This window comes from Cupriavidus taiwanensis (genome assembly GCF_900250075.1).
In the GTDB taxonomy this organism is placed as follows: domain Bacteria; phylum Pseudomonadota; class Gammaproteobacteria; order Burkholderiales; family Burkholderiaceae; genus Cupriavidus; species Cupriavidus taiwanensis_C.
Genome location: NZ_LT977070.1, coordinates 1,193,767 through 1,219,911, shown reverse-complemented (window position 1 = coordinate 1,219,911; position 26,145 = coordinate 1,193,767). Strand labels below are relative to the sequence as shown.

Here is a 26,145-nt window from a genome sequence, read left to right as displayed (position 1 = left end):
CGCGCTTATTCGTAGACCGTGCTGACGGCATCCGCCGACAGCACCTGGCGCAGCGCGGTCAGCGCCTCGTCCGACGGCACTACCTGCCAGTCGGGACCGAGCATGGCCTCGCAGCTGGCGGACTTCGCCTCGTAGCGGATCCGCACCGGCAGGCCCTGCACGCCGCTGGCACGGGCCAGGTGAGGCATCAGCAGCTCGCGCAGCATGCCGGTCGAGGAATTGCCGTTCATCGACAGCCGCACCGCGCTGGCAAAGCGCACCCGCGCGGCGACCAGGTCCATCACCGATTCGGCGGTGAAGCGCACGCCGCCGGTGAAGGTATCGTGCCGCGCATTCCCCGTGGCGATCAGCAGTTCGTCCTCGCGAAACATCTGCCGGTTGGCGTCGAAGACCTCGTTGAACACGGTCATCTCGACCAGGCCGGTGCCGTCGTCGAGCGTGACGATCAGCATCTTGCCGCGCTGGGTCATCTGTGTGCGCATGCCGCTGATCACGCCGGCGATGGTCTTGCCGCGCACGTCGCGGCCGAAGCCGCCGCCGTTGCCCTGCACTTCCTTTTCCAGCCCGGCCAGCGTGCCCTTGTTGAAGCGGCGTACCTCGTCGCGGTAGGCGTCGAACAGGTGGCCCGAGAAGTAGTAACCGAGCGCCTGCTTCTCTTCCTGCAGCGTGCGCTTGGGGCTCCAGCGCGGCTCGTCGAGCAGCTCCGGGCGGTGCGCCTCGCCGGCGTCGCCCATCAGGTCGAACAGCGACACCTGGTTGGCGGATTCTGCCTTCTGCTCGGCGGCTTCCATCGCAATCGGCACCGACGCGAGCAGCTGCGCGCGGTTGTCGTTGAGGCTGTCGAAGGCGCCGGCGCGGATCAGCGCCTCGATGGTGCGTCGGTTGACCTGGCGGCGGTCGACCCGCTCGCAGAAATCGAACAGGTCGGTGAAGGGCCGCTCCTCGCGCGCGCGCAGGATGTCCTCGATCGCGCCCTGCCCGCTGCCCTTGATGCCGCCGAGGCCGTAGCGGATGGTCTTCGGATCGGTCGGCGCGAAGCGGTACTCGCTGGCGTTGACGTCGGGCGGCAGCACCGCGATCTTGTTGAGCTTGCAGTCCTCGTAGAGGATCTTGACCTTGTCGGTGTCGTCCATGGCCAGCGACATGTTGGCTGCCATGAATTCGGCCGGATGGTGGGCCTTGAGCCACGCGGTGTAGTACGCCAGCAGTGCATAGGCGGCCGCGTGCGACTTGTTGAAGCCGTAGCCCGCGAACTTCTCCATCAGGTCGAAGATATCGTCGGCCTGCTGCGCGGACAGCCCGTTCTTGTCGGCGCCCTCGCGGAACATGACGCGGTGCTGCGCCATTTCCTCGGGCTTCTTCTTGCCCATGGCGCGGCGCAGCAGGTCGGCGCCGCCCAGCGAGTAACCGCCGATGATCTGCGCCATCTGCATCACCTGCTCCTGGTAGACCATGATGCCGTAGGTCTCTTTCAGGACGGGTTCGACGCGCGGATCGGGATACTCCACCTTCTCGCGGCCGTGCTTGCGCGCACAGAAGCTGGGAATCAGGTCCATCGGGCCGGGCCGGTACAGCGCCACCAGCGCGATGATGTCCTCGAAGCGGTCGGGCTTGGCATCCTTCAGCATGCCCTGCATGCCGCGGCTTTCCAGCTGGAACACGGCGACCGTGTTGGCGGTCTTGAGGATGTCGAAGGCGGGGCCGTCGTCGAGCGGGATATGGCTGCAGTTCCAGTCGGCCTTGCTCGGGTCCAGGCGGCGGATATAGCGCTCGGCCCAGTCCAGGATGGTCAGCGTGGTCAGGCCCAGAAAGTCGAACTTGACCAGGCCGGCGGCCTCGACGTCGTCCTTGTCGTACTGGCTGACCACGCCGCTCATGCCGTCGTTCTGCCCGCCCTGCGTGTACAGCGGACAGAAGTCGGTCAGCCTGCCGGGCGCGATCAGCACGCCGCCGGCGTGCATGCCGACGTTGCGGGTCATGCCCTCGACGCGCTGCGCCAGCTCCAGCAGCTGGCGCACTTCTTCCTCGTTGCGCTCGCGCTCGGTCAGCAGCGGCTCTTCCTTCTTGGCTTCTTCGATGGTGACCAGCTTGCCCGGCTTGAACGGGATCAGCTTGGCGATGCCGTCGACGAAGCCGTAGCCGAGGTCGAGCACGCGGCCCACGTCGCGCACCGCGGCCTTGGCTGCCATGGTGCCGAAGGTGGCGATCTGCGACACCGCGTCCTTGCCGTACTTTTCCTTCACGTACGTGATCACGCGATCGCGGCCGTGCTGGCAGAAGTCGATGTCGAAGTCGGGCATCGAGACCCGTTCCGGGTTCAGGAAACGCTCGAACAGCAGCGCGTACTTGAGCGGGTCCAGATCGGTAATGCCCAGCGCATAGGCGACCAGCGAGCCTGCACCCGAGCCGCGGCCCGGGCCCACCGGCACCCCGTTGTTCTTGGCCCAGTTGATAAAGTCCGCCACGATCAGGAAGTAGCCGGGGAAGCCCATCTTGATGATGGTGCCGGTCTCGAACTCCAGCCGCGCGTAGTATTCCGGGCGCTTGGCCTCGCGCACCGCCTCGTCCGGGAACAGCACCGCGAGGCGCTTCTCGAGGCCGTCCTTGGCCATGAACACGAGGTAGTCGTCGAGCGACATGCCGTCCGGCGTCGGGAACAGCGGCAGGCGCGGCTTGCCCAGCTCCAGCGTCAGGTTGCAGCGGCGCGCGATCTCGACCGCGTTCTCCAGCGCCGACGGAATGTCCGCGAACAGCGCGCACATCTCGTCCTGGGTCTTGAAGTACTGGTCGGTGGTGAAGCGCCGCGTGCGGCGCGGGTTGGCCAGCAGTTCGCCCTCGGCGATGCAGACGCGCGCTTCATGCGCGGTGTAGTCGTCCGGCGTCATGAACTGCACCGGATGCGTGGCAACCACCGGCAATTGCAGCTCGGCCGCAAGCTGCACGGCCTGCTGCACATAGGCATCGGTGCCGGCGTGGCCGGCGCGCTGCAGTTCGATATAGAAGCGCTGCGGGAACACCGAGGCCCAGTGCTGCGCGGCACGGCGCGCGCCGTCGGCATTGCCGTTGGCCAGCGCCATGCCGATATCGCCGCCCATCGCGCCCGACAGCGCAATCAGGCCGGTGGCCAGCGGCAGGTCGTCCTCGCCCGGCTCCAGGAACCACGACGGATCGATCTCGGCGCGGCCGCGATGCTGGTTGCCCAGCCACGCGCGCGACAGCAGCATGCACAGGTTCAGGTAGCCGCGCCGGTCCTGCACCAGCAGCAGCAGGCGCGCGGGCTTGTCGCGGTCCTCGGCGTTGGTCAGCCACACATCGGCGCCGACCACCGGCTTCACGCCCTTGCCGCGCGCTTCCTTGTAGTAGCGGATCAGCCCGAAGGCGTTGGCAAGGTCGGTCAGGGCGAGCGCGCCCATGCCATCGGCGGCGGCGGCCTTGACGGCATCATCGAGGCGGACAATGCCGTCCACGACGGAGTATTCGGAATGCAGGCGGAGGTGGACGAAGCGGGGTGCGGACATGGGCGACATTGTACCGGCTCGGCCCGCCCGCATGCCGCCAATGTTGCGCGCCACCGGAGCGGGCAGCGCGCGCGCATAGCGGAGTGGCGTGCTTGGGAATGCGCCACGCGCAGGGTCCGCGCACGCTATAATTTCGCCTTTCCAATCAGGCAGTTATCGCAGGCTGTCGGCGCCCCTCGGGACGCCGCCGCGGCGGCGCAGGGTCCCATGCAGATCGTCAATATTTCCGCTTACAAGTTTGTCTCGCTGGACGACATCGAGACCCTGCGTCCGGCCATGCGCGAGCGCTGCGAGGCGGCGGGCCTGAAGGGCACCATCCTGCTCGCGCCGGAAGGCATCAACATGTTCCTGGCCGGTCCGCGCGCAGCGATCGACGGCTTCATGGCGTGGCTGCATGCCGATGCGCGCTTTGCCGATATCGCGCCCAAGGAAAGCCTGTCGGACCACCAGCCCTTCAAGCGCATGCTGGTGCGCGCCAAGAAGGAAATCATCACCATGAAGATGCCGCTGATCCGCCCCGAGGCGGGCCGCGCGCCGTCGGTGCGGCCGGTGGACCTGAAGCGCTGGCTGGACCAGGGGCACGACGATGAAGGCCGTCCGGTGGTGATGCTCGATACCCGCAATGATTTCGAGGTGGCGGTCGGCACCTTCGAGGACGCGGTCGAGTACGACATCGCCAAGTTCAGCGAATTTCCCGACGCCGTCGCCGCGCACAAGGCAGACCTGGCAGGCAAGACCGTGGTCTCGTTCTGCACCGGCGGCATCCGCTGCGAGAAGGCCGCGATCCACATGCAGGAGGTCGGCATCGAGCGCGTCTACCAGCTCGAAGGCGGCATCCTGAAGTACTTCGAGGAAGTCGGCGGCAGCCACTATCGCGGCGACTGCTTCGTCTTCGACTACCGCACCGCGCTGAACCCCAGCCTGGAACCGGCCGGGCCGAAGCAGTGCTTTGCCTGCCGCGCCGTGGTCACGCCCGAACAGCAGCAAAGCCCGCACTATGTGGTCGGCAAGAGCTGCCCGCACTGCATCGGCGGCAAGGACCGGGCCGCCGCCTGAGGGCTGCCCGCGTACGCGGCTCAGGCCGCGAGCAGGTGGTAGAGGTTGCGCAGCATGCCGGCGGTGGCGCCCCAGATAAAGCGCTGGCCGCCGTTCTCGCGCGGATAGGGCATGGCGTAGAACATGCGTTCGCCGTCGACCCAGCGGAACAGGCGCCGCTCATGGTGCGACGGATCCATCAGAAAGGCCAGCGGCACTTCAAAGACATCGGCCACTTCCGAGGCGTCCGGCCGCAGCGTGAAGCCATCGCGCACCAGGCCCACCACCGGGCTCACATGGAAGCCGGTGCCGGTGATGTAATCCGGCAGCGCGCCCAGCACCTCGACATAGTCGCGCTCCAGCCCGACTTCTTCTTCCGTCTCGCGCAGCGCGGTGTCGATGCGGTTGACGTCCCACGACTCCTGCCGCCCGCCGGGAAAGCTGATCTGACCGGCATGCGCGCTGAGATTGGCATTGCGCTGCGTCAGCAGCACCGTCAGGCCATCGCTGCGCTCGACCAGCGGCACCAGCACCGCGGCATCGCGCAGCCCGCGGCTGCGATCGTAGACCCGCGACTCGTCGGTCAGCTCCGGCGCCCACGCCGGCGGCGCGCGAAAGCGGTGCCGGATAAAGTCGACCTGCAGGCGCGGCGCGCTCAACGCGCCGTTGCGCAGGTCGGTATCGATGACGGGAAGGGATTCGGGATCGAAGGCGGGACGCATAACATCGCAAGTATGACAGAAGCGCGCCATCTGGCGCCGCAGCAAAGCGCGGCAGTGGCCCCGCGCCACCATGCAAAAAGGGCACCCTGGGGTGCCCTTCCTGAGGAAACGCTGGCCGGGTCGCCCCGGCCGGCACGTCCGGCTTACTCCGCGGCCTTGGCAGCGGCGGCAGCCTTCGACACCAGCTTTTCCTTGATACGTGCGGACTTGCCCGAACGCTGGCGCAGGTAGTACAGCTTCGCGCGACGCACGTCGCCGCGGCGCTTCACTTCGATGCCGGCGATCAGCGGCGAGTACAGCTGGAACGTACGCTCCACGCCTTCACCCGACGAGATCTTGCGCACGATGAAGGACGAGTTCAGGCCGCGGTTGCGCTTGGCAATCACGACGCCTTCGTAGGCCTGCACGCGCTTGCGGTTACCTTCGACCACATTGACGCTGACGACGACGGTGTCGCCGGGCGCGAATGCGGGGATGGTCTTGTTCGCGGTCAGGCGCGCGATCTCTTCCTTCTCGATCTGTTCGATGAGGTTCATCGTTTCTTCTCCGTAACCATCGTGCCGGCGTTGTATGCCCCAGGACTTCCCGGGCCCCGGCAGAGGATGGGGTTTTACCTGGCGGGAGTTTCCCCCCGCCCTTCCTTCGCCACCCATTCCGACAGGTATTTCTCGTCGGCACGGGTCAGCAAACCTTGCGCGCGGGCTGCCTCGATCAGGTCGGGACGCTTGCGCGCGGTATTGGCCAGCGCCTGCTGGCGCCGCCATTTTTCAATCTCGGCATGATGGCCCCCGAGCAGGATGTCGGGAACCCGCACGCCTTCATATTCTTCCGGCCGGGTGTAGTGCGGACAATCGAGCAGGCCGTTGACAAAGCTGTCCTGCACCGCCGACTGCGCGTCGCCCAGCACGCCGGGCAGGTGGCGCACCACCGCGTCGATCAGCGCCATCGCCGGCAGTTCGCCGCCCGACAGCACGAAATCGCCGAGGCTGATTTCCTCGTCCACGCGGCGGTCGATCAGCCGCTGGTCGATCGCCTCGTACCTGCCGCACAGCAACACCAGGCCCGGCCGCTGCGCCAGCTCCATGACCTTGGCATGCGTCAGCGTCTGGCCCTGCGGCGACATCAGCACCACATGCGGCTTCGCCACGCCGGCTTGCGCCTGCGCCGCCACCGCGGCATCGATGGCATCGTCCAGCGGCTTGGCCAGCATCACCATGCCGGGACCGCCGCCATAGGGCCGGTCGTCGATGGTGCGGTAGTTGTCGACGGTGAAATCACGCGGATTCCAGCTGCGCAACGCATACCGCTGCTGCTTGGCTGCCCGGCTGGTAATGCCCCAGTCGGTCAGCGCGCGAAACATTTCGGGAAACAGCGTGATCACGTCGAACTGCATCCGCTCTCTCCCTTCCTTATCCCGCATCCACGCAGGCACTGCTCAGTAATCGAGCCCCCAGTCCACCACGATGCGCTTGCCCGCGGTATCCACCGTGCGCAGGAACGCGTCGACAAATGGAATCAGCCGTTCGCCGGCCTTGCCGTCGGGCTGCACGAAGGCAACCTGCAGGATCTGGTGGGCACCGTTGTCGATCAGCCCGGACACCTCGCCCAGCAACTCGCCTTGCTCGTTGCTGACGCTGCAGCCGATCAGGTCGACCCAGTAGAACTCATCTTCTTCCGGCGCCGGAAAATCCGCGCGCCGGATCCACACGCGACGGCCACGCAGCGCTTCCGCAAGATTGCGGTCGGCTACGCCGGCAGCCTGCGCCACCACCGTGCCGCTGTGCTCGCGCGAATGCGCGATCTTCACGCAGACGGGCTCGGCCCGCGCCCCCTCGGCCACCACCAGCCCCGCCTGAGGCGGGCTCAGCAGCCACCAGCGGCGGGCGTGCAGCAGCGCCGACGCATCGTCGGCATGCGGCTGGACCTTGATCCAGCCACGGATGCCATAGGCAGCGCTGACATAGCCGACTTCCACCAGGTCTTCGGGCAGCGGATCGGCATACAGCAGCGCCGCGGGCAACCTGAGTGCCTTGGCGGGCTCGCCCTGCGGCCGGTTCATGGACCGGTTCAGCGGCGGCCGCGTCGGCCGCCCGGCGTCCTGCTTTGGCTCAGTCACGGGTGCGCGTGGTCTTAATGCAAACGCGCCCCGCCGGATACGGCAGGGCGCGTTGCAGACGGCAATCAGGCAGCAGCCTTGGCGCCTTGCTTGACCAGGCGGGCAACGGTCGGCGACAGCTGGGCGCCGACGCCTTGCCAGTAGGCCAGGCGGTCTTGCGCCAGGCGCAGGCCTTCTTCACCTTCGGCTGCCAGCGGGTTGTAGAAACCAACGCGCTCAATGAAACGACCATCGCGACGGTTGCGCGAGTCGGTGGCGACGATGTTGAAGAACGGGCGCTTCTTGCTGCCGCCGCGAGCCAGACGGATAACGACCATGGAATGATTCCTCAGAAAACGGGGTGTTCAAGGGCGTTCGAACACGAAACGCAAGAGTATAGCCCAATTCCCGAGGCCAAACAAACACTTAGGTGGTTGACGCGTGAACGCGGCGCGGGCATCGTGGCAAAAACCGCGACAGGAGGCCATACATGCGTCCCGCTCTGCACTTCATGGTCGGCATGGTACCGCGTACGCTGCTGGCGCTGATGGTACTGGCAACGAGCCAGTCCGCGCTGGCCGCGCTGCCGCTGGACCAGCTGCGCCTGCCGCCCGGCTTCCGCATCGAGGTGCTGACCGACGACGTGCCCGGCGCGCGCGCCATGGCGATGTCGCCGTCCGGCACGCTGTTCGTGGGATCGCGCAGCGAAGGCAAGCTCTATGCGGTCAGCGATGCGCTCGGCGCCCGCCCGCGGGTGCGCACTGTCGCCACCGGCTTGCGCAACCCGCTCGGCGTGGCCTTCCATGACGGCAGCCTGTACGCGTCCTCGGTCTCCAGGATCGTGCGGCTCGACCAGATCGAGTCCCGCCTGGACCAGCCGCCCGCGCCCCGGGTGGTGAGCGACCGCTTTCCGTCGGACGGGCACCACGGCGGCAAATACATCGGCTTCGGCCCGGACGGCTACCTGTACGTCGCCACCGGCGCCCCCTGCAACGTGTGCGAGCCCGACGAAACCCGCTATGCCAACATCGTCAGGATGAAGCCCGACGGCAGCGGCCTGCAGGTGGTCGCGCGCGGCGTGCGCAACACCGTCGGCTTCGACTGGCACCCCGCCACGCGCGAACTGTGGTTCACCGACAACGGCCGCGACCGCATGGGCGACGACGTGCCCGACGACGAACTGAACCGCGTCACCGCGCCCGGCCAGCATTTCGGCTACCCCTACTGCCATGCCGGCAACGTCGCCGACCCGGAATTCGGCGGCAAGCGCCCGTGCTCCGAATTCGTGCCGCCGGTGGCGCGCCTGGGCGCGCACGTCGCCGCGCTGGGCATGCGCTTCTACACCGGCACGCAGTTCCCGCCGGACTACCGCAACAACGTCCTGATTGCCGAACACGGCAGTTGGGACCGCAGCGAGCCCTCCGGCTACCGCGTGGTCCGCGTGGTGCTGGACGGCGCCGGCAAGGCCGTGCGCCAGGAGGTGTTCGCGCAGGGCTGGCTGCGCGGCGGCAGGGCCTGGGGCCGGCCCGCCGATGTCCTGGTCGCGCCTGACGGTTCGCTGCTGGTCAGCGACGACCACGCAGGGGCGATTTACCGCATCCGCTACCAGCCCTGAATCCGGCTGAAAGCCCCGCCCCGCGCGGCTTTGTGCGGGCGAAACAATCCGTTACACCGGTAACGGGATTGGCATAGGCGCCCCGATGCCCCATGCGTACCATGAACCCATCTTCCAACAGCAACACAGCGCGACAGGACCCTGGGAATCCGCATGCTCACCCGCTCTCTCCTGCGCGACCTGGTGGCTGGCATCCTGGTGGCCTCGGGCCTGGTCGGCGCGGTAGGCGCCAGCCATGCCCAGGTCGCGTTCTGGCAACAAGTCCGTTCCGATGGCCGGCCCGCCCGGATCCAGTCCGGCGATGGCTGGCAGATGGCCAGCGTGCGCGCCGAAAGCCGTGAACACGTGCAGGCGCAGATCGACCGGATGGAGGCGCGCGCCCGCGCCGACGACCGCCTCAGCGGCCGCCGCGCCGCGCTCGCCGGTGCCCGCGACGACAACCGTGGCCGCGGTCCGGAACGCAATCCCCCCAGTGACGCCCGCAACGAGCCGCGCCAGGGCCAGGTCGGCCCCGGCTGGCAAGCGCGCGGCCGCGACAACGGCCGGTGATCGCAGCCGACGCCGCTTCCCTGGCGGCTGAATACCGCGGCGCCCGTCGCTCGCTGCGGAACTCCGCCCCCGCCCGGCCTGTCTCTACTTAAGTGTGTGCCCCGATTCCGGGCGCGCACACAGGCTGCCGCCCGGCGCTGTCCGGGGCTCACAGCGTGCCGTCATGTGCGGACGGCAATCGAACTGACCTGCCTCTGCCCGACACCTCCTGCCGGGACCCGACCAAGACGGCCCGGGCGCAGCCTCCAGAATGACAATAATTCTGTGAGGTTTGTCATGTCACCCCTGCTTAGCGACCTGGCCGAACATGCGGGCCAGTTATCGCTGTCGATCCTGTTCATGGGCATCCTGACCCTGGTTCTTTACAGCGAAACCCATATCAGCGAGCACGCCTCCGCCCTTATCCGCGGGCTGATCGCCGGCGGCTGGCATTAGCGCCGCTGGCGCCTTCTGACGCACTTCTCTTCCTTGCGCTGACTGCCGGCGTACAATGTGGGCCGGCCGGTACCCTTGTGCCGCCATTTCCATGCCGGCGCAACGCCGGCCTGCACCCCAGGCCTGAAACTCTCTTCCCGACCATGCCCGCAGCCACGCCAGCCCGCCACGCCTCTCCGCTCGCCGCGCCGTCCGCGCGTGGCAAATCGAAGCTGCTGACCGTGGTGCTGGCGTTCCTGTTCGGCAGCCTGGGCGCGCACCGCTTCTACCTGGGCGGCATGCGCGACCTGTATGGCTGGATGCACCTGCTGGCGCTGCTGGCCGGCGCCATCGGCGTGGCCTCGATGGCCACCGGCGCGGGCAGCCCGGCACTGAACTGGACCTTTGCCGTGGCCGGCGGCATTTCCGTCATCAGCGCCTTCCTGGCTGCCATCGTCTACGGGTTGCGCCCGGACGACAAATGGGATGCCCGCTTCAACCCGCACGGCAAACCCACGCGCTCGGGCTGGCCGGTGGTGATCCTGGTGATCCTGTCGCTGCTGATCGGTACCGGCCTGCTGATGGCGGGGCTGGCGATCAGCTTCCAGACCTTCTTCGAGTCGCAGGTCGAGGCCGCGCGCGAACTGTCGCAGTAGGCTCCCAGCGCATCGTCTCCCTCGATCATCTTTTGTGCGCGGTCAATGCGGCCGCAATCGCCGGTTTCCCTTTCGGCCAATTCGCCCATACTGGTAGAGCCGTCCGATCCTGGCGGCGCGACGCGCGGCGAGGCCATGCCCCGGCAGCGCAAAGGAGCAAGAATCGACATGCCAAGCTATGAGGAAGGACGCCTGGCGGCGATCGCCGTCCGGCTGGCGCTGTCCTCGGGACTGCCGCCATCGAGCGCCAAGGCCGCGCTGGAACTCGCCAGCAGCATGATCGGCGACCAGCAGGCCACCGCAGCCGCTCTGAAGGCTCAGAACAGCGAACCCTGCGGATCGTCCTTGCCGCTGGGGCCCGCCATTGGCGGGCGAAAACGCGAAGTATCCAGTTCAAACCGGTTGTAGCGGAAGCCGAGCCGTTCGGCGGCCTTGTAGAAGCGCTGGCGCAGCAAGTCCGCCCACACGCCGGTTCCGCGCATGCGCGTGGCAAAGCTCGCATCGTAGGCTTTGCCTTCGCGCATGTCACGCACGCGGTTCATGACGCGTTCGGCACGATCAGGGAAGTGCGCCTGCAGCCACTCCTCGAACAGCGGCCGCACTTCCCACGGCAACCTCAGCACGATGTAATTCGCATAGACGGCGCCCGCCTCGCGCGCCGCTTCCAGCACGCGCTCCAGGTCAGGCTCGGTGATGAAGGGGATCACCGGGGCGATGCTGACCCCCACCGGGATACCGGCGTCGGTCAGCGTGCGGATGGTGCGCAGCCGGCGCGACGGCGTCGCCGCGCGCGGCTCCAGCGTGCGCGCAATGCCGGCGTCGAGCGTGGTGATGGTCAGTGCCGCCACCGCCAGCCGCTTGGCCGCCATCGGCGCGAGCAGGTCGATATCGCGCTCGATCAGCGACGACTTGGTGATCAGCGCCACCGGGTGGTCGCATTCGTGCAGCACTTCGAGCAGGCTGCGGGTGATGCGCTGTTCACGCTCGATCGGCTGGTAGGCGTCGGTGTTGACGCCCAGCGCGATGGTCTCGCAACGGTATGACGGCCGCGCCAGCGTTTCGCGCAGGCGCTCGGCGGCATTGGTCTTGGCATAGAGCTGGGTTTCGAAGTCCAGCCCCGGCGACAGGTCCAGGTAGGCGTGCGTTGGCCGGGCGAAGCAATAGATGCAGCCATGCTCGCAGCCGCGGTAGGGATTGAGCGAAACGTCGAACGGGACATCCGGCGACGCATTGCGCGTTAGCACCGAGCGGGCGCGCTCGAAATGGACCTCGGTCCGCAGCGGCGGCAGCGGCGCGTCGTCCGCGCTCGCGATGGGCGCCGCAGCGGTGTCTTCCGGCACCGGGCCCCAGCCATCGTCGAACGCCTCGCGCTGGTCGCGCTCGAAACGCCCCTGCAGGTTGCTGACGGCGCCGCGGCCCTTGCGCGCCACGGGCGGCCGCGCGCCGGCCTGCGGCGCCTGCGCGTCGGCATCGGCCTCGCGCCGCGCCGCGCCGGCGAGCGGCCTTGCGGGGGATTTGGGTTTTGGCGGGGGGCGCTCCATGCTGGCCTTCGTTACGCGGCCTGGCTCTTCTCCTCTACCGAGATGGCCAGTGTCTCCTTGATCTCTTCCATCACCACATAGCTCTTCGACTGTGCCGCGCCCGGCAGCTGCAGCAGGATGTCGCCCAGCAGCCGGCGGTATTCGCCGATCTCACGGATGCGCGCCTTGATCAGGTAGTCGAAATCGCCCGACACCAGGTGGCATTCCAGCACTTCCGGAATCCGCAGCACCTCGCGGCGGAACTGCTCGAACATATTGCCCGATTTGTTGCCCAGCGAGATCTCGACGAACACCAGCAGCGCGCTGCCCAGCAGCGCCGGGTTGAGCCGTGCGTAGTAGCCCATGATGACACCATCGCGCTCCAGGCGCTTGACGCGCTCGATGCACGGCGTGATGGTCAGCCCGACCGCCTCGGCCAGGTCTTTCATCGACATCCTGCCGTCGCTCTGCAGCGCGCTCAGGATCCTGCGGTCGAGCCGGTCGAGCGTGCGCTGGGGCTGGCGACTCGTTCTCATGAGTTTTTCCTGTTTTCCTGAGAAATTCGGTAACTATGACTGGAATGCATTCAATAGTATAGAGACAAATCCTCTATACCGTAGTCATCGCAGTTGGAGCCCCCGAAATGCGCGTTCTCGTACTTGGCAGTGGCGTGATTGGCGTCACCAGTGCGTGGTACCTGGCCAAGGCCGGCCATGAAGTGACCGTGGTCGACCGCGAGGCCGGCCCCGCGCTCGGCACCAGCTTTGCCAATGCGGGCCAGATCTCGCCCGGCTATGCGTCGCCGTGGGCCGCGCCCGGCGTGCCGCTGAAGGCGATCAAGTGGATGTTCCAGGAACACGCGCCGCTCAGCATCCGCCCGGACGGCACGCTGTTCCAGCTGCAATGGATGTGGCAGATGCTGCTGAACTGCAGCGCCGGGCGCTATGCCGTCAACAAGGAGCGCATGGTGCGGCTGGCCGAATACAGCCGCGACTGCATCCGCGCGCTGCGCGCGGAAACCGGCATTGCCTACGAAGGCCGCCAGCAAGGCACGCTGCAGGTGTTCCGCACCGACGAACAGCTGCAGGGCGCGGCCAAGGATATCGCGGTGCTGGAACAGGCCGGGGTTCCCTACCAGTTGCTTTCGCGCGAAGAACTCGCCGCGAGCGAACCGGCGCTGGCCGCCGTCCGCCACAAGCTGGCCGGCGGCCTGCGCCTTCCCAATGACGAAACCGGCGACTGCGCGCTGTTCACGCAACGCCTGGCCGGCATGGCCGGCACGCTGGGCGTCCGCTTCCTGTACAACCGCTCGATCGACGGCCTGATGAGCCACGGCGACGCCGTCACCGGCGCCGTGGTCGATGGCGAGCCGATGGCGGCCGACCTGGTGGTGGTGGCGCTGGGCAGCTGGTCGACGCAGCTGGTCAAGCCCTTCCTGCGCGGCATGTCCAACCTGCCGGTGTATCCGCTCAAGGGCTTCTCGATCACCGTGCCGCTCAGCGATGCCTCGCGCGCGCCGGTCTCGACGGTGCTCGACGAGACCTACAAGGTGGCGCTGACCCGTTTCGACGACCGCATCCGTGTCGGCGGCATGGCGCAGATCGTCGGCTATGACCGCAGCCTCGACCCGGCCAAGCGCCGCACGCTCGAGCATGTGGTGACCGACCTGTTCCCGGGCGCCGGCGATGTCAGCCAGGCCACCTTCTGGACCGGCCTGCGCCCGATGACGCCGGACGGCACGCCCATCGTCGGCCCGACCCAGGTGCGCGGCCTGTGGCTGAACACCGGCCACGGCACGCTCGGCTGGACCATGGCCTGCGGCTCCGGCAAGCTGCTGTCGGACCTGGTCTCGGGCAAGTCGCCGGCGATCCGTGCCGACGACCTGTCGGTCAGCCGTTACCTGAAGCCGGCGCGCCATCACCTGGCGCCGCGTCCGGCAGCCGCCTGATACAAGGCCGGTTTTCCCAAGCAAAAAAGGGCGACCTTGCAGGTCGCCCTTTTTTATCCGCGCGCCGCGCGCAACGCTCAGAACTGCTCGGCGCTCAAGGCATTGGCCGGCGCCCCGCCGCCGACCACGGCATCGCGCAGCGCCGGTGCCTGCGACAGGATGTGCTCGGCAAAGAAATGCGCGGTGGCGATCTTGGCCTCGTGGAAGGCAGGATTGTCGGCCCGTTTTGCATCGGCGGCCAGCATGGCGCGGCCGAACTGCCAGCCGGAGAACACGATGCCGCACAGCTTCAGGTAAGGCACGCTGCCGGCGAAGACCGCGTTCGGGTCCGACTTGGCGTTGGAGACGACGAACTCGACCACGGCCTCCAGCGCGGCGCGGCCCCTGGCCAGCTGCGCCTGCACCGCGGTGAAGGCCGCGCCGCCGTGCCGGCCGAGCGCGGCCTCGGTCTCGGCAATCTGCGCGCAGATCTCGCGTGCCACGGCGCCGCCGTCGCGCACGGTCTTGCGCCCAACCAGGTCGTTGGCCTGGATTGCCGTGGTGCCCTCGTAGATCGGCAGGATGCGTGCGTCGCGGTAGTGCTGCGCCGCGCCGGTTTCCTCGATAAAGCCCATGCCGCCGTGCACCTGCACGCCGAGGCTGGTGACATCGATCGACAGCTCGGTGCTCCAGCCCTTCACCACCGGCACCATGAACTCGTAGAACGCCTGGTTCTGCCGGCGCACGGCTTCGTCGGGATGCTGGTGCGCCGCATCGCTGGCGGCCGCGGCCACGTACGCCACCGCGCGCGCGCCTTCGGTCAGCGCGCGCATGGTCATCAGCATGCGCTTGACGTCCGGATGGTGGATGATGGTCACCGCCTCGCGCGCCGAGCCATCCACGGGGCGGCTCTGCACGCGCTCGCGCGCATACGCCACCGCCTGCTGGTAGGCGCGCTCGGACACCGCGATGCCCTGCATGCCGACCGAGAAACGCGCCGAGTTCATCATGATGAACATGTACTCGAGGCCGCGGTTTTCTTCGCCCACCAGCGTGCCGATCGCGCCGCCATGGTCGCCGAACTGCAGCACCGCCGTGGGGCTGGCCTTGATGCCCAGCTTGTGTTCGATCGAGACGCAATGCACGTCGTTGCGCGCCCCGGTGCTGCCATCGTCATTGACCAGGAACTTGGGCACGATGAACAGCGAGATGCCCTTCACGCCCTCGGGGGCGTCAGGGGTGCGGGCCAGCACGAGATGGACGATGTTCTGCGCCATGTCGTGCTCGCCGTAGGTGATGAAGATCTTGGTGCCGAACACCTTGTAGGTGCCGTCGCCCTGCGGCTCGGCGCGGGTGCGCACCGCGGCCAGGTCCGAGCCCGCCTGCGGCTCGGTCAGGTTCATGGTGCCGGTCCACTCGCCCGAGATCAGCTTGGGCAGGAAGGTAGCCTTCTGCGCGTCGGAACCTGCCGTCAGCAGCGCTTCGATGGCGCCGTCGGTCAGCAGCGGGCACAGCGCGAACGACAGGTTCGCGCTGTTCAGCATCTCGTTGCACGCCGTGGCGATCAGCTTGGGCAGGCCCTGGCCGCCGAATTTCTGCGGATGCAGCACGCCCTGCCAGCCACCCTCGCCGAACTGGCGGAAGGCTTCCCTGAAGCCGGGCGTGGTGGTAACCACGCCGTCCTTCCAGCTGCTCGGCTCGAGGTCGCCGGCGCGGTTCAGCGGCGCCACCACCTGCTCGTTGAACTTGGCGGCCTCGTCGAGCACGGCCTCGGCCGTCTCGGGGGTGGCTTCCTCGAAGCCGGGCAGCTGGCTGACGGCTTCAAGTCCGGCCAGCTCGTTCATGACGAACAGCATGTCCTTGATCGGCGCACGGTAGGTCATCGATGTCTCCCAACATGTATGAAAAAGCCGTTCGCGGGTCGCCCCCGGAACGGCTCGATACTTGCTGCCTGCTGCTATCCGTGCCGGCCGCACGGCGGTCGGCACGGCCGGCGCGGCATCAGCCCAGTGCCGCCACCAGCTCCGGCACCACGGTGTTCAGGTCGCCCACCAGGCCGTAGTCGGCCACGGAGAAGATCGGGGCCTCGGCATCCTTGTTGATCGCGACGATCACCTTGGAGTCCTTCATGCCGGCCAGGTGCTGGATCGCGCCCGAGATGCCGACGGCGATATACAGCTGCGGCGCGACGATCTTGCCGGTCTGGCCGACCTGGTAGTCGTTCGGCACGAAGCCGGCGTCCACCGCGGCGCGCGAGGCGCCCAGCGCGGCGTTCAGCTTGTCGGCCAGCGGCGTCAGCACCTTGGTGTAGTTCTCGCCCGAACCCACGCCACGGCCACCCGAGACGATGATCTTGGCGGCGGTCAGTTCCGGACGGTCGCTCTTGGCCACTTCGCGCGAAACGAATTGCGAAACGCCCGCGTCGGCCACGGCCGGCAGGGTCTCGACGGCGGCCGAGCCACCTTCGGCAGCGGCGGCGTCGAAGGCGGTGCCGCGCACGGTGATGACCTTGATCTTGTCTTCCGACTTGACCGTGGCGATGGCATTGCCGGCGTAGATCGGACGCTCGAAGGTGTCCGGGGCGTCGACCTTGGAGATTTCCGAGATCTGGGCCACGTCCAGCTTGGCGGCCACGCGCGGCAGGATGTTCTTGCCGTACGGGGTGGCCGGGGCCAGGATGTGCGAGTAGTCGTTGGCGATGGCCAGCGCCTGCTCGGCGACGTTCTCGGCCAGGCCGTCGCCGAAGTAGGCGGCATCGGCCAGCAGGACCTTGGTCACGCCCGCGATCTTGGCGGCGGCATCGGCCGCGGCCTTGGCGTTGGAACCGGCCACCAGCACGTGCACGTCGCCGCCGCACTGGGCTGCGGCGGTTACGGTGTTGAGCGTGGCGCCCTTGATCGATTGATTGTCGTGTTCAGCAATGACGAGTGCAGTCATGTTCTCTCTCCCCCGCGCTCAGATAACCTTGGCTTCGTTCTTCAGCTTCTGCACCAGCGTCGCGACGTCCGGCACCATCACACCCGCGCTGCGCTTGGGCGGCTCGACCACTTTCAGGGTCGACAGGCGCGGCTTGACGTCGACGCCGAGGTCTTCCGGCTTGACGGTGTCGAGCGGCTTCTTCTTCGCCTTCATGATATTCGGCAGCGTGACGTAGCGCGGCTCGTTCAGGCGCAGGTCGGTGGTCACCACCGCCGGCAGGGTCAGCGACAGCGTTTCCAGGCCGCCGTCGACTTCACGCGTGACCGAGGCCTTGCCGTCGGCCACCACCACCTTCGAGGCGAACGTGGCTTGCGGCAGGTTGGCCAGCGCGGCGACCATCTGGCCGGTCTGGTTGGAGTCGTCGTCGATGGCCTGCTTGCCCAGGATCACCAGTTGCGGCTGTTCCTTGTCGATCAGCGCCTTCAGCAGCTTGGCCACGGCCAGCGGTTGCAGGTCTTCGTTCGATTCCACCAGGATGCCGCGGTCGGCACCGATGGCCATCGCGGTGCGCAGGGTTTCCTGGCACTGCGTGACACCGCACGACACGGCGACCACTTCGGTGGCAACGCCGGCTTCCTTCAGGCGCACGGCCTCTTCCACGGCGATTTCGTCGAAGGGGTTCATGCTCATCTTGACGTTGGCCAGATCGACGCCCGAACCGTCCGCCTTGACGCGGACCTTGACGTTGTAATCCACCACCCGCTTGACTGCGACGAGTACTTTCATGCGCTCACTCCACTGATAGCTGATAGTCAGAAATTTTGTTCGCTCGTCATTATAACCACCGGGTTGGCGGCTCTCCTATTTTTCGAACGATCGTACTATTTTATCGGCAAAATGATGCCGGGCATAGGCCCGGCACCTTTTTTACCGGTCAGGCGATTGTGCCGCAAAGCCACGCCGGCAGGCCTCGTCCGATTGGATGAAACCCTCGAGTGACGCAGGCTTACCAGGAAATTACCAGGCGGTGATGACCGATTCCTTGAAGGTCGATGTGACGTATTGCTTGATTTCCGGCGAATGGTAGGCCTTCACCAGCTTGGCCACCCAGGGCTTGCCCTTGTCGGCCTCGCGGATCGCGATCAGGTTGGCATACGGACCCTTCGGACCCTCGATGGCAATCGCATCCTTGGTCGGCGAGAGGCCCGCCGATTCCGCGTAGTTGCCGTTGATCGCGGCGGCATCCAGATCATCCAGCGAGCGCGGCAGCTGCGCGGCGTCCAGTTCGACGATGCGGATCTTCTTCGGGTTCTCGACGATGTCCAGCGGCGTCGCCTTCAGGCCCGCGTTGGGCTTGAGCTTGATCACGCCCTTGCTCTGCAGCAGCAACAGCCCGCGGCCACCATTGGTGGGGTCGTTGGGCACGCCCACGCGCGCGCCCTGCTTGAGCTGGTCGAGCGACTTGATCTTTTTCGAGTACACGCCCATCGGGAAGGTCACCGTGTACGCGATATGCGTGAACTTGTAGCCGCGGTCCTTGATCTGGGCTTCCAGGTAAGGCAGGTGCTGGTAGCTGTTGGCATCCAGGTCGCCGGCGGCGAGCGCGGCGTTGGGCTGGATGTAGTCGCTGAACTCGACCACCTGGATATTGAGGCCGTCCTTGGCGGCGACCTTTTTCACCTGTTCCATGATCTGGGCGTGCGGGCCGCCGGTGACGCCGATCTTGATCGGCTTGTCCTGGGCGATCGCGCCGGTGGCCAGCGAGGCGCCGAGGGCGGCGCCGAGCATCCATTGCAGCAGGTTGCGACGTTGCATGATGTACGTTCCTATCTCGAAAAAGTCTGGGTTCAACGGTGGCTGATGCGGCGGACCAGCCAGTCGCCAAAGCTCTGCACCGCCTGCACGAACACGATCAGGATCACCACCACCGCCACCATCACCTCGGTGATGTAGCGCTGGTAGCCATAGCGGATGCCCAGGTCGCCCAGGCCGCCGCCGCCGATCGCGCCGGCCATGGCCGAATAGCCGACCAGGCTGACAAAGGTGATGGTCAGGCCGGCGACGATGCCGGGCATGGCCTCGGGCAGCAGCACCTTCCATACGATCTGGCGCGTGGTGGCGCCCATCGACTGCGCCGCCTCGACCAGGCCCTTGTCGACCTCGCGCAGCGCGCTTTCGACCAGGCGCGCGATAAACGGGATCGCCGCGATGGTCAGCGGCACGATCGCCGCGGTGGTGCCGATCGACGAGCCGACGATAAAGCGCGTGAACGGGATCACCACCACCAGCAGGATGATGAACGGGATCGAGCGCACCGCGTTGACCACCACGCCGATGGTGCGGTTGAACAGCGGGTGCGACAGCACGCCGCCGCGGTTGGTCAGGTGCAGCAGCACGCCCAGCGGCACGCCCAGCAGCGCGCCGACCACGCCCGAGATCACCACCATCAGCAGGGTCTCGTTGAACGACGTCAGGAACAGGTCAAACATTTCAGACCACATGCTCGAACTCCTCCACCACGACGCCTTGCGCCTGCAGGTATTCCATTGCCGCCTTCACATCGGCCAGTTCGCCGGTGGCCATGATCGCCAGCGAGCCGAAGGCCTGGCCCTGGATCTCGTCGATATGGCCGTGCAGGATGTTGAAATCCAGCCCGTAGCGGCGGATCGCCTGCGCCAGCACCGGCTGGTCGACACCCTCGCCGGTGAAGGCGAGGCGATAGACGTGGTCGCGCCCGTTGCCGAGCCGGCTTTCGACACGCTTGAGCACGCTCGCCGGCAACTCCTGCGAGATGACGTCGCCGATCATGGCGCGCGTGACCTCGTGCTGCGGCCGCAGGAAGACGTCGATCACGCGGCCGCTCTCCACCACCTGGCCGGCCTCGAGCACGGCGACGCGGTCGCAGACCTGCTTGATGACTTCCATCTGGTGCGTGATCATCACGATGGTCAGGCCCAGCTCGCGGTTGATCTGCTTGAGCAGGTCCAGGATGGAACGCGTGGTTTCCGGGTCCAGCGCGGAAGTGGCTTCGTCCGACAGCAGCACCTTGGGCTTGCTTGCCAGCGCGCGCGCAATGCCCACGCGCTGCTTCTGCCCGCCGCTGATCTGCGCCGGGTAGCGGTCCTTCAGCGCCGACAGCCCGACCAGCTCCAGCAGCGGCAGCACGGTGGCGGCAATTTCAGCCCTGGGCTTGCCGGCCAGTTCCAGTGGCAGCGCCACGTTGTCATAAACGGTGCGCGACGACAGCAGGTTGAAGTGCTGGAAGATCATGCCGATCTCGCGCCGCGCCAGGCGCAGCGCGCCGTTGTCCAGCGCGGTCAGGTCCTGGCCGGCGACGACGACGCGGCCGCTGGTAGGCCGGTTCAGCAGGTTAATGGCGCGGACCAGCGTGCTCTTGCCAGCGCCGCTGCGCCCGATGATGCCGAAGACTTCGCCCGCCGCAATCGACAGGCTGACGTCCCGCAATGCATGCACGTCGCCAGACGCGCCCGGGAAGCGCTGCGACAGTCCTTGCAGTTCGATCATGGAAAAGGTGACCAAAAGAAAACGGCAACAGGCGAGGGATCTCCAGCGCTGTTGCCGCTCGTTATTTTTCTGAAGCGCGTATTTTATGCGATTCGCTTCATACCTTAAACGACTTTTTGCCGATGTCTTTATACGTTCCCGGCATATAAAGACCCACAAAGTCGATCAGGAGGCACGCCACGACGGCGGCCGCTTGTCGATGAAGGCTTGTACCCCTTCCAGCGCCGACTCGTCCATCATGTTGCACGCCATGGTCTGGCCGGCAAGCTGGTAGGCCGCCTCGATGCCCATCTCGAGCTGGCGGTAGAACAGCCCCTTGCCGGCGGCGACGGCGGCGGCCGGCTTGGCGCAGATGCTGGCGGCCAGCCGCGCCACCTCGGCGTCCAGTTCGCCGGCCGGCACCACCCGGTTGACCAGTCCGCGTTCGCGCGCACCGGCGGCGTCGATCATGTCGCCGGTCAGCAGCATCTCCATGGCCTGCTTGCGGTGCAGGTTGCGTGACAGCGCCACGCCCGGGGTCGAGCAGAACAGGCCCAGGTTGACGCCCGACACGGCAAAGCGCGCATCGTCCGCGGCCACCGCCAGGTCGCACATCGCCACCAGCTGGCAGCCGGCCGCGGTGGCAATGCCGTGGACCCGCGCGATCACCGGCTGCGGCATCTGCTGGATCGCCATCATCATGCGCGTGCAACGGTCGAACAGGCGCCGGTAGTAATCGTGCGACGGCGCCGCGCGCATCTCGCGCAGGTCGTGGCCGGCGCAAAAGGCCTTGCCGGCGCCCGCCAGCACCACCACGCGCACGCTGGGGTCGGCGGCGAGCCGGCGCAGCGCTTCGGTGAGCGCATCGAGCAGCCCTTCGGACAAGGCGTTGAACGCCTGCGGCCGGTTCATGGTCAGGCGCGCCACGCCCGGGGCATCGCGCGATTCGGTCAGCAGCGGCGCGTCGACGCGCGCATCGTTCTCGGCCATGGTGGCGGTCTCCTAGTGCTCCAGCAGCACCTTCAGGTGGGCCAGCACGCTGCGGCCCAGCGCGCTGAGGTTGTAGCCCCCCTCCAGGCAGCTGACGATGCGGCCCTGCGCATGGGTGCGCGCGACGTCGACCAGCTGGCCGGTGATCCAGGCGTAGTCCTGCTCCACCAGGCCCATCTGGCCCAGGTCGTCCTCGCGGTGCGCGTCGAAGCCGGCCGAAATGAACAGCATCTGCGGACGGAATTCATTGAGGCGCGGCAGCCAGATGGTCTCGACCACCTCGCGCACCGCCATGCCGTTGCTGTAGGCCGGCAGCGGGATGTTGACCATGTTCGGCGCCAGGTGCTCGGTGCCGCTGTAGGGGTAGAACGGGTGCTGGAAGATGCTGCACATCATCACGCGCTCGTCGCCGCGGAACGCCGCCTCGGTGCCGTTGCCGTGATGGACGTCGAAGTCGATGATCGCCACGCGCTCCAGCCCGTGCGCCTGCAGCGCATGGCGCGCGGCGATGGCCACGTTGTTGTAGAAGCAGAAGCCCATGGCGCGGCCGGGCTCGGCGTGGTGGCCGGGCGGGCGCACGCAGCAGAACGCGTTCTCGAACTCGCCGGCGATCACCGCATCGGTGGCCGCCACCGCCGCGCCCGCGGCCAGCGTCGCGGCGGCGAGCGTGTGAGCGTTCATCGAGGTGTCCGGGTCGATCGCGTGGTAGCCGCTCGACGGGCTGGCGCTTGCGAGCGCGTCGACGTGCTCGGGCCGGTGCACGCGCTCGAGCTGCTCGCGCGTGGCGGGCGGCGCCTCGCGGCGCTCCAGCAGCCCGTCCAGGCCATGCGAAATCAGGTGATCCTCGATCGCCTGCAGGCGCTCCGGACACTCGGGGTGGAAGTGCCCCATCTCGTGCCGCTGGAACTCGGGGTGCGTGTAATAGCCGGTCGGCATCTCTTATCGTCGCAATGGGTTGCAGTGCGTCGCCATGTTGTCTCCAAACGTTACGTTAGCACAGGCCACGCCAGGGTACCCAGCAGCGCCGGCGCTCCATGCCGCACCCGCCGCGCCACGGATGCCGCGGTGGCATCCGCTATACTCGGTGCGACTTGCAAAGGACACCATGACCGACACCCAGCGCTCACTGCGACGCCCCCTGCTGGGCGCCGCGCTTTCCGCTGCCGCACTCGGACTCTGCGGCCTCTCTCCCAGCCTGCTCGCCGCCGGCAAACGCCGCGTCAGCGTGCGCGAGGAGGAAATCGAGCCCGGCCGCTACCGCGACAACCCGCAAGCACGTGCCTTTATCGACGAGATGGTGGCGCGCCACGGCTTTGACCGCGGCATGCTGCAGGAATGGTTCGGGCAGGCGGTCTACTCGGCCACCGTGGTACGGCTGATCATGCCGCCCGCCACCACCGGGCGCAAAAGCTGGCGCACCTACCGCTCGCGCTTTATCGAGCCGATCCGCATCAATGCCGGCGTGCGCTTCTGGCAGGACAACCGCGACACGCTGCGCCGCGCCGAGGCCGAATTCGGCGTGCCGGCCTCGGTCATCGTCGGCATCATCGGCGTCGAAACCATCTATGGGCGCGACATGGGCTCGTTTCGCGTGCTCGACTCGCTGTCGACGCTGGCGTTCGACTACCCGGCCACGCCCAACCGCGAAGCCCGCAGCACGCTGTTCCGCAACCAGCTGGCCGACTACCTGCTGTGGTGCCGCGACACCCGCACCGACGTCTACTCGGTGCTGGGCTCGTATGCCGGCGCCATCGGCATTCCGCAGTTCATGCCGACCAGCCTGCGCGAATACGCCCTCGACTACGACAACAACGGCCACATCGACTTGCGCAACAGCCCCACCGATGCCATCGGCAGCGTGGCGCGCTTCCTGCAGCTGCACGGCTGGGAGCCGGGCCGTCCGGTGGTGTGGCGCATCGCCCCCGACACCGGCAGCCTGGGCATCGCCACCGCGGCTGCCGATGGCGAGCCGTGGCCGACCCGCACCCTCAACCAGCTGACCTGCGCCGGGCTGCGCGTGGACGAACCCATCAACCTGGCGCGCGAAGGCGAAACCGGGGTGCTGGTGGTGGACCTGCCCACGCCCGACCAGCCTACCGAGTACCTGCTGGGCCTGCGCAACTTCTATGTGCTGACGCGGTACAACCGCAGCTTCTTCTATGCGCTGGCGGTGTACCAGCTGGGCGAGGCGGTCAAGGCGGCAATGGGCTGAGCCGGCACGGCCAAAGCAAAAAAAGGCCTCGCACCAGCGAGGCCTTTTTTGTTTGCGGCGCTGCGGATCAGGCCGGGAACACGCCGGTCGACAGATAGCGGTCGCCGCGGTCGCACACCACGAAGACGATGGTGGCGTTCTCGACTTCCTCGGCGACGCGCAAGGCCACGCACAGCGCACCGGCGGCGGAAATGCCGCAGAAAATGCCCTCTTCCGATGCCATGCGGCGCGCCATGTGCTCGGCATCGCCCTGGCTCACTGGCTCGGTGCGGTCGATGAACTTGGGATCGTAGATCTTCGGCAGATACGCTTCCGGCCACTTGCGGATGCCCGGAATGCGCGAGCCTTCGGCCGGCTGCGCACCGACGATCTGGATCGCGGGATTCTGCTCCTTGAGGTAGCGCGACACGCCGGTGATGGTGCCGGTGGTGCCCATCGCCGAAACGAAATGGGTGATGCGGCCGTCGGTATCGCGCCAGATTTCGGGGCCGGTGCCCTCGTAGTGCGCCTGCGGGTTGTCCGGGTTGGCAAACTGGTCGAGGATCACGCCCTTTCCGTCGCGCTCCATTGAATCGGCCAGGTCGCGCGCATATTCCATGCCGCCCTTGACCGGCGTCAGGATGATCTCGGCGCCGTAGGCCGCCATGCTCTGGCGGCGCTCGAGGCTGAGGTCCTCGGGCATGATCAGCACCATCTTGTAGCCGCGGATGGCGGCTGCCATCGCCAGCGCGATGCCGGTATTGCCCGAGGTCGCTTCGATCAGCGTATCGCCCGGCTTGATGCGCCCGCGCGCTTCGGCCCGCGCGATCATCGACACCGCCGGGCGGTCCTTGACCGAACCGGCCGGATTGTTGCCTTCGAGCTTGCCGAGGATCACATTGCCGCGCGCGTCGTTGGCGGCGCCGGGGATGCGCTGCAGTCTGACCAGCGGCGTGTTGCCGATGGTGTCTTCAATTGTCTTGTAGGCCATGGGGCGAAGGAAGGTCGCAAACGGGGGAATCCAATTCGCCGGCCATTGTAATCCAGACCCCTATCCCCCGCCGGCAGGCGGGAATTGCGCCGCACCGGCCGCAATCGCCTGCCTGCGCCCGCCGTGCCTCAGTCTTCTTCGCGGTTGCCTTCGCCCAGCAGGTGGTACAGCAGGATGCAGCCGAAGGTGGCGGTGCCGATGCCGCCCAGCGTCATGCCGCCCAGCTTCAGCGTCAGGTCGCCGGCCGCCACCGTCAGCGTCGCGCCCACCGTGATCAGGTTGCGCGAGCTGGAGAAATCCACATGGTTCTGCACCCAGATCCGGCCCGCGGTAGCGGCGATCAGTCCGAACACGACGATGGTCAGGCCGCCGATCACCGGCCCCGGGATGGTCAGGATCAGGGCGCCGAACTTGGGCGAAAAGCCCAGCAGGATGGCCACCGCGGCCGCCACCACGAAGATCAGCGTCGAATAGATCTTGGTGACCGCCATCACCCCCATGTTCTCGGCATAGGTGGTCACGCCGGTGCCGCCGCCGCTGGCCGACAGCATGGTGGCAATGCCATCGCCGATAAAGGCGCGGCCGATGTACGGATCCAGGTTGCGGCCGGTCATCACGCCGATGGCCTTGATATGGCCGAGGTTCTCGGCCACCAGCACGATCGCCACCGGCGCGATCAGCAGCATCGCGCCCAGCTCGAACGTCGGCGCGGTGAACGCCGGCAGGCCGAACCAGCTGGCGGCGGCCACGCCGGAGAAATCGATCGGCTTGCCCAGCCCCATCACGTTGGTGCCCAGGTAGTAGGCAACGTAGCCGGCCAGGCCGCCGATCAGCACCGGCAGGCGCCCGATCATGCCGGGCGCGCGCACCGCGACCAGTCCCACCGCGACCACCGTCAGCAACCCCACCCAGGTATCGAGCGCCGCGCCGCTGACCGCCTTCACCGCCACCGGGGCCAGGTTCAGCCCGATCGCCGCGACGATGGCGCCGGTCACCACCGGCGGCATCAGCTTTTCCACCCAGGCGTAGCCCGCCGCCTGCACCACCAGGCCGATCACGGTGTACAGCGCACCGGCGGCAATGATGCCGCCCAGCGCCACCGGGATATTGAGGTTGGGGCCGCTGCCGGCATAGCCGGTGGCGGCGATCACCACCGCAATGAAGGCAAAGCTGGAGCCCAGGTAACTGGGGACCCGGCCGCGCACGCACAGGAAGAAGATCAGCGTGCCGATGCCGGAAAACAGGATGGCGATATTCGGGTTGAAGCCCATCAGGATCGGCGCGATGGCGGTCGAGCCGAACATCGCCACCACGTGCTGGATCCCGGCCAGCAGTGTCTGCCCCGCGGGCAGCCGCTCATCGGGGCCGATCACGCCCTCGGTCTTGAGCCGCCATTGCGGCAGGAATCCCGCGTCCTCGCCATTCGCCATATTGTCTTGCTCCCTGTGGTCCGGGCTGGCCACCAGATCGGCGGCCGCCGCGCTTGTGCCTGCTTGTTA

Annotated in this window: 25 protein-coding genes; 7 read left to right on the top strand and 18 right to left on the bottom strand. The window is 67.3% G+C overall.

Annotated features, from left to right (window positions below; genetic code table 11):
* Positions 1-5: 5 nt before the first annotated feature.
* On the bottom strand, positions 6-3,518 hold the full coding sequence (dnaE, locus tag CBM2588_RS05630; RefSeq protein ID WP_115679729.1) for a DNA polymerase III subunit alpha: 3,513 nt from the start codon (positions 3,516-3,518) through the stop codon (positions 6-8).
* 207 nt (positions 3,519-3,725) lie between these two features.
* Here dnaE and CBM2588_RS05625 point away from each other — a divergent pair, with 207 nt between their 5' ends.
* On the top strand, positions 3,726-4,574 hold the full coding sequence (locus tag CBM2588_RS05625; RefSeq protein ID WP_115679728.1) for a sulfurtransferase: 849 nt from the start codon (positions 3,726-3,728) through the stop codon (positions 4,572-4,574).
* A gap of 20 nt (positions 4,575-4,594) precedes the next feature.
* Here the strand turns inward: CBM2588_RS05625 and CBM2588_RS05620 are convergent, their stop codons facing one another.
* The 5 genes from CBM2588_RS05620 to rpsP form a co-directional block, all read right to left on the bottom strand.
* Positions 4,595-5,275: a CoA pyrophosphatase gene (locus CBM2588_RS05620; protein WP_115679727.1), complete on the bottom strand. Its 681-nt coding sequence runs from the start codon at positions 5,273-5,275 to the stop codon at positions 4,595-4,597.
* A gap of 143 nt (positions 5,276-5,418) precedes the next feature.
* Positions 5,419-5,811, bottom strand: coding sequence for a 50S ribosomal protein L19 (gene rplS / locus CBM2588_RS05615; RefSeq protein WP_012352117.1), 393 nt, complete (start codon positions 5,809-5,811; stop codon positions 5,419-5,421).
* 74 nt (positions 5,812-5,885) lie between these two features.
* Positions 5,886-6,668, bottom strand: a complete 783-nt coding sequence (trmD, locus tag CBM2588_RS05610; protein WP_115679726.1) for a tRNA (guanosine(37)-N1)-methyltransferase TrmD — start codon at positions 6,666-6,668, stop codon at positions 5,886-5,888.
* A 42-nt stretch (positions 6,669-6,710) separates the two neighbouring features.
* Positions 6,711-7,334, bottom strand: coding sequence for a ribosome maturation factor RimM (gene rimM / locus CBM2588_RS05605; RefSeq protein WP_172583562.1), 624 nt, complete (start codon positions 7,332-7,334; stop codon positions 6,711-6,713).
* Between the two features lie 122 nt (positions 7,335-7,456).
* Positions 7,457-7,708, bottom strand: a complete 252-nt coding sequence (rpsP, locus tag CBM2588_RS05600) for a 30S ribosomal protein S16 (RefSeq protein ID WP_115679724.1) — start codon at positions 7,706-7,708, stop codon at positions 7,457-7,459.
* A gap of 152 nt (positions 7,709-7,860) precedes the next feature.
* On the opposite strand from rpsP, the gene CBM2588_RS05595 reads away from it, so the two are divergent.
* From CBM2588_RS05595 to CBM2588_RS05580, 4 genes are all read left to right on the top strand, one after another.
* Positions 7,861-8,985: a PQQ-dependent sugar dehydrogenase gene (locus CBM2588_RS05595; RefSeq protein ID WP_115679723.1), complete on the top strand. Its 1,125-nt coding sequence runs from the start codon at positions 7,861-7,863 to the stop codon at positions 8,983-8,985.
* Positions 8,986-9,138: 153 nt separating this feature from the next.
* A complete protein-coding gene (locus tag CBM2588_RS05590) occupies positions 9,139-9,534 on the top strand; it encodes a hypothetical protein (protein ID WP_115679722.1) in 396 nt (131 codons plus the stop codon).
* Between the two features lie 276 nt (positions 9,535-9,810).
* On the top strand, positions 9,811-9,969 hold the full coding sequence (locus CBM2588_RS05585; protein ID WP_018007039.1) for a hypothetical protein: 159 nt from the start codon (positions 9,811-9,813) through the stop codon (positions 9,967-9,969).
* Between the two features lie 143 nt (positions 9,970-10,112).
* A complete protein-coding gene (locus tag CBM2588_RS05580) occupies positions 10,113-10,604 on the top strand; it encodes an NINE protein (protein WP_115679721.1) in 492 nt (163 codons plus the stop codon).
* A 317-nt stretch (positions 10,605-10,921) separates the two neighbouring features.
* On the opposite strand, the gene CBM2588_RS05575 is transcribed toward CBM2588_RS05580, so the two are convergent.
* Positions 10,922-12,145 carry a PA0069 family radical SAM protein gene (locus tag CBM2588_RS05575; RefSeq protein ID WP_231942108.1) on the bottom strand — a complete coding sequence of 408 codons (1,224 nt, stop codon included), beginning with the start codon at positions 12,143-12,145 and terminating at the stop codon, positions 10,922-10,924.
* A gap of 11 nt (positions 12,146-12,156) precedes the next feature.
* Positions 12,157-12,660 (bottom strand): Lrp/AsnC ligand binding domain-containing protein, encoded by a 504-nt coding sequence (locus CBM2588_RS05570; RefSeq protein WP_115679719.1) that lies wholly within the window; start codon positions 12,658-12,660, stop codon positions 12,157-12,159.
* A gap of 107 nt (positions 12,661-12,767) precedes the next feature.
* Between CBM2588_RS05570 and CBM2588_RS05565 the strand changes: the two genes are divergently transcribed.
* Positions 12,768-14,072, top strand: coding sequence for a D-amino acid dehydrogenase (locus CBM2588_RS05565; RefSeq protein WP_115679718.1), 1,305 nt, complete (start codon positions 12,768-12,770; stop codon positions 14,070-14,072).
* 77 nt (positions 14,073-14,149) lie between these two features.
* On the opposite strand, the gene CBM2588_RS05560 is transcribed toward CBM2588_RS05565, so the two are convergent.
* The 8 genes from CBM2588_RS05560 to CBM2588_RS05525 all read right to left on the bottom strand — a co-directional run bounded on the left by CBM2588_RS05560 (position 14,150) and on the right by CBM2588_RS05525 (position 22,400).
* Complete coding sequence (locus CBM2588_RS05560; protein WP_115679717.1) at positions 14,150-15,934, bottom strand: acyl-CoA dehydrogenase; 1,785 nt, start codon at positions 15,932-15,934, stop codon at positions 14,150-14,152.
* A 118-nt stretch (positions 15,935-16,052) separates the two neighbouring features.
* Positions 16,053-16,988, bottom strand: a complete 936-nt coding sequence (locus CBM2588_RS05555) for an electron transfer flavoprotein subunit alpha/FixB family protein (RefSeq protein WP_018007045.1) — start codon at positions 16,986-16,988, stop codon at positions 16,053-16,055.
* Between the two features lie 18 nt (positions 16,989-17,006).
* Entirely contained in the window at positions 17,007-17,756 is a 750-nt protein-coding gene (locus tag CBM2588_RS05550; protein ID WP_115679716.1) for an electron transfer flavoprotein subunit beta/FixA family protein, read from the bottom strand.
* A 231-nt stretch (positions 17,757-17,987) separates the two neighbouring features.
* The gene (locus CBM2588_RS05545; protein WP_115679715.1) at positions 17,988-18,785 is read right to left on the bottom strand and encodes a MetQ/NlpA family ABC transporter substrate-binding protein; all 798 of its coding nucleotides are present in this window, start codon (positions 18,783-18,785) and stop codon (positions 17,988-17,990) included.
* A gap of 32 nt (positions 18,786-18,817) precedes the next feature.
* Entirely contained in the window at positions 18,818-19,471 is a 654-nt protein-coding gene (locus tag CBM2588_RS05540) for a methionine ABC transporter permease (protein ID WP_115679714.1), read from the bottom strand.
* A complete protein-coding gene (locus CBM2588_RS05535; protein WP_115681410.1) occupies positions 19,461-20,495 on the bottom strand; it encodes a methionine ABC transporter ATP-binding protein in 1,035 nt (344 codons plus the stop codon). Before CBM2588_RS05535 ends, CBM2588_RS05540 begins: the two co-directional genes overlap by 11 nt.
* Before the next feature lie 165 nt (positions 20,496-20,660).
* Positions 20,661-21,464: an enoyl-CoA hydratase gene (locus CBM2588_RS05530; RefSeq protein ID WP_115679713.1), complete on the bottom strand. Its 804-nt coding sequence runs from the start codon at positions 21,462-21,464 to the stop codon at positions 20,661-20,663.
* Positions 21,465-21,476: 12 nt separating this feature from the next.
* Positions 21,477-22,400, bottom strand: coding sequence for a histone deacetylase family protein (locus CBM2588_RS05525; RefSeq protein ID WP_115679712.1), 924 nt, complete (start codon positions 22,398-22,400; stop codon positions 21,477-21,479).
* 169 nt (positions 22,401-22,569) lie between these two features.
* Between CBM2588_RS05525 and mltB the strand changes: the two genes are divergently transcribed.
* Complete coding sequence (gene mltB / locus CBM2588_RS05520) at positions 22,570-23,676, top strand: lytic murein transglycosylase B (RefSeq protein WP_115679711.1); 1,107 nt, start codon at positions 22,570-22,572, stop codon at positions 23,674-23,676.
* A 67-nt stretch (positions 23,677-23,743) separates the two neighbouring features.
* Here the strand turns inward: mltB and cysM are convergent, their stop codons facing one another.
* Together cysM and CBM2588_RS05510 are read right to left on the bottom strand one after the other, a co-directional pair.
* Positions 23,744-24,646 (bottom strand): cysteine synthase CysM, encoded by a 903-nt coding sequence (gene cysM / locus CBM2588_RS05515; protein ID WP_115679710.1) that lies wholly within the window; start codon positions 24,644-24,646, stop codon positions 23,744-23,746.
* A gap of 128 nt (positions 24,647-24,774) precedes the next feature.
* Positions 24,775-26,076: a solute carrier family 23 protein gene (locus CBM2588_RS05510; RefSeq protein WP_115679709.1), complete on the bottom strand. Its 1,302-nt coding sequence runs from the start codon at positions 26,074-26,076 to the stop codon at positions 24,775-24,777.
* Positions 26,077-26,145 lie beyond the last annotated feature (69 nt).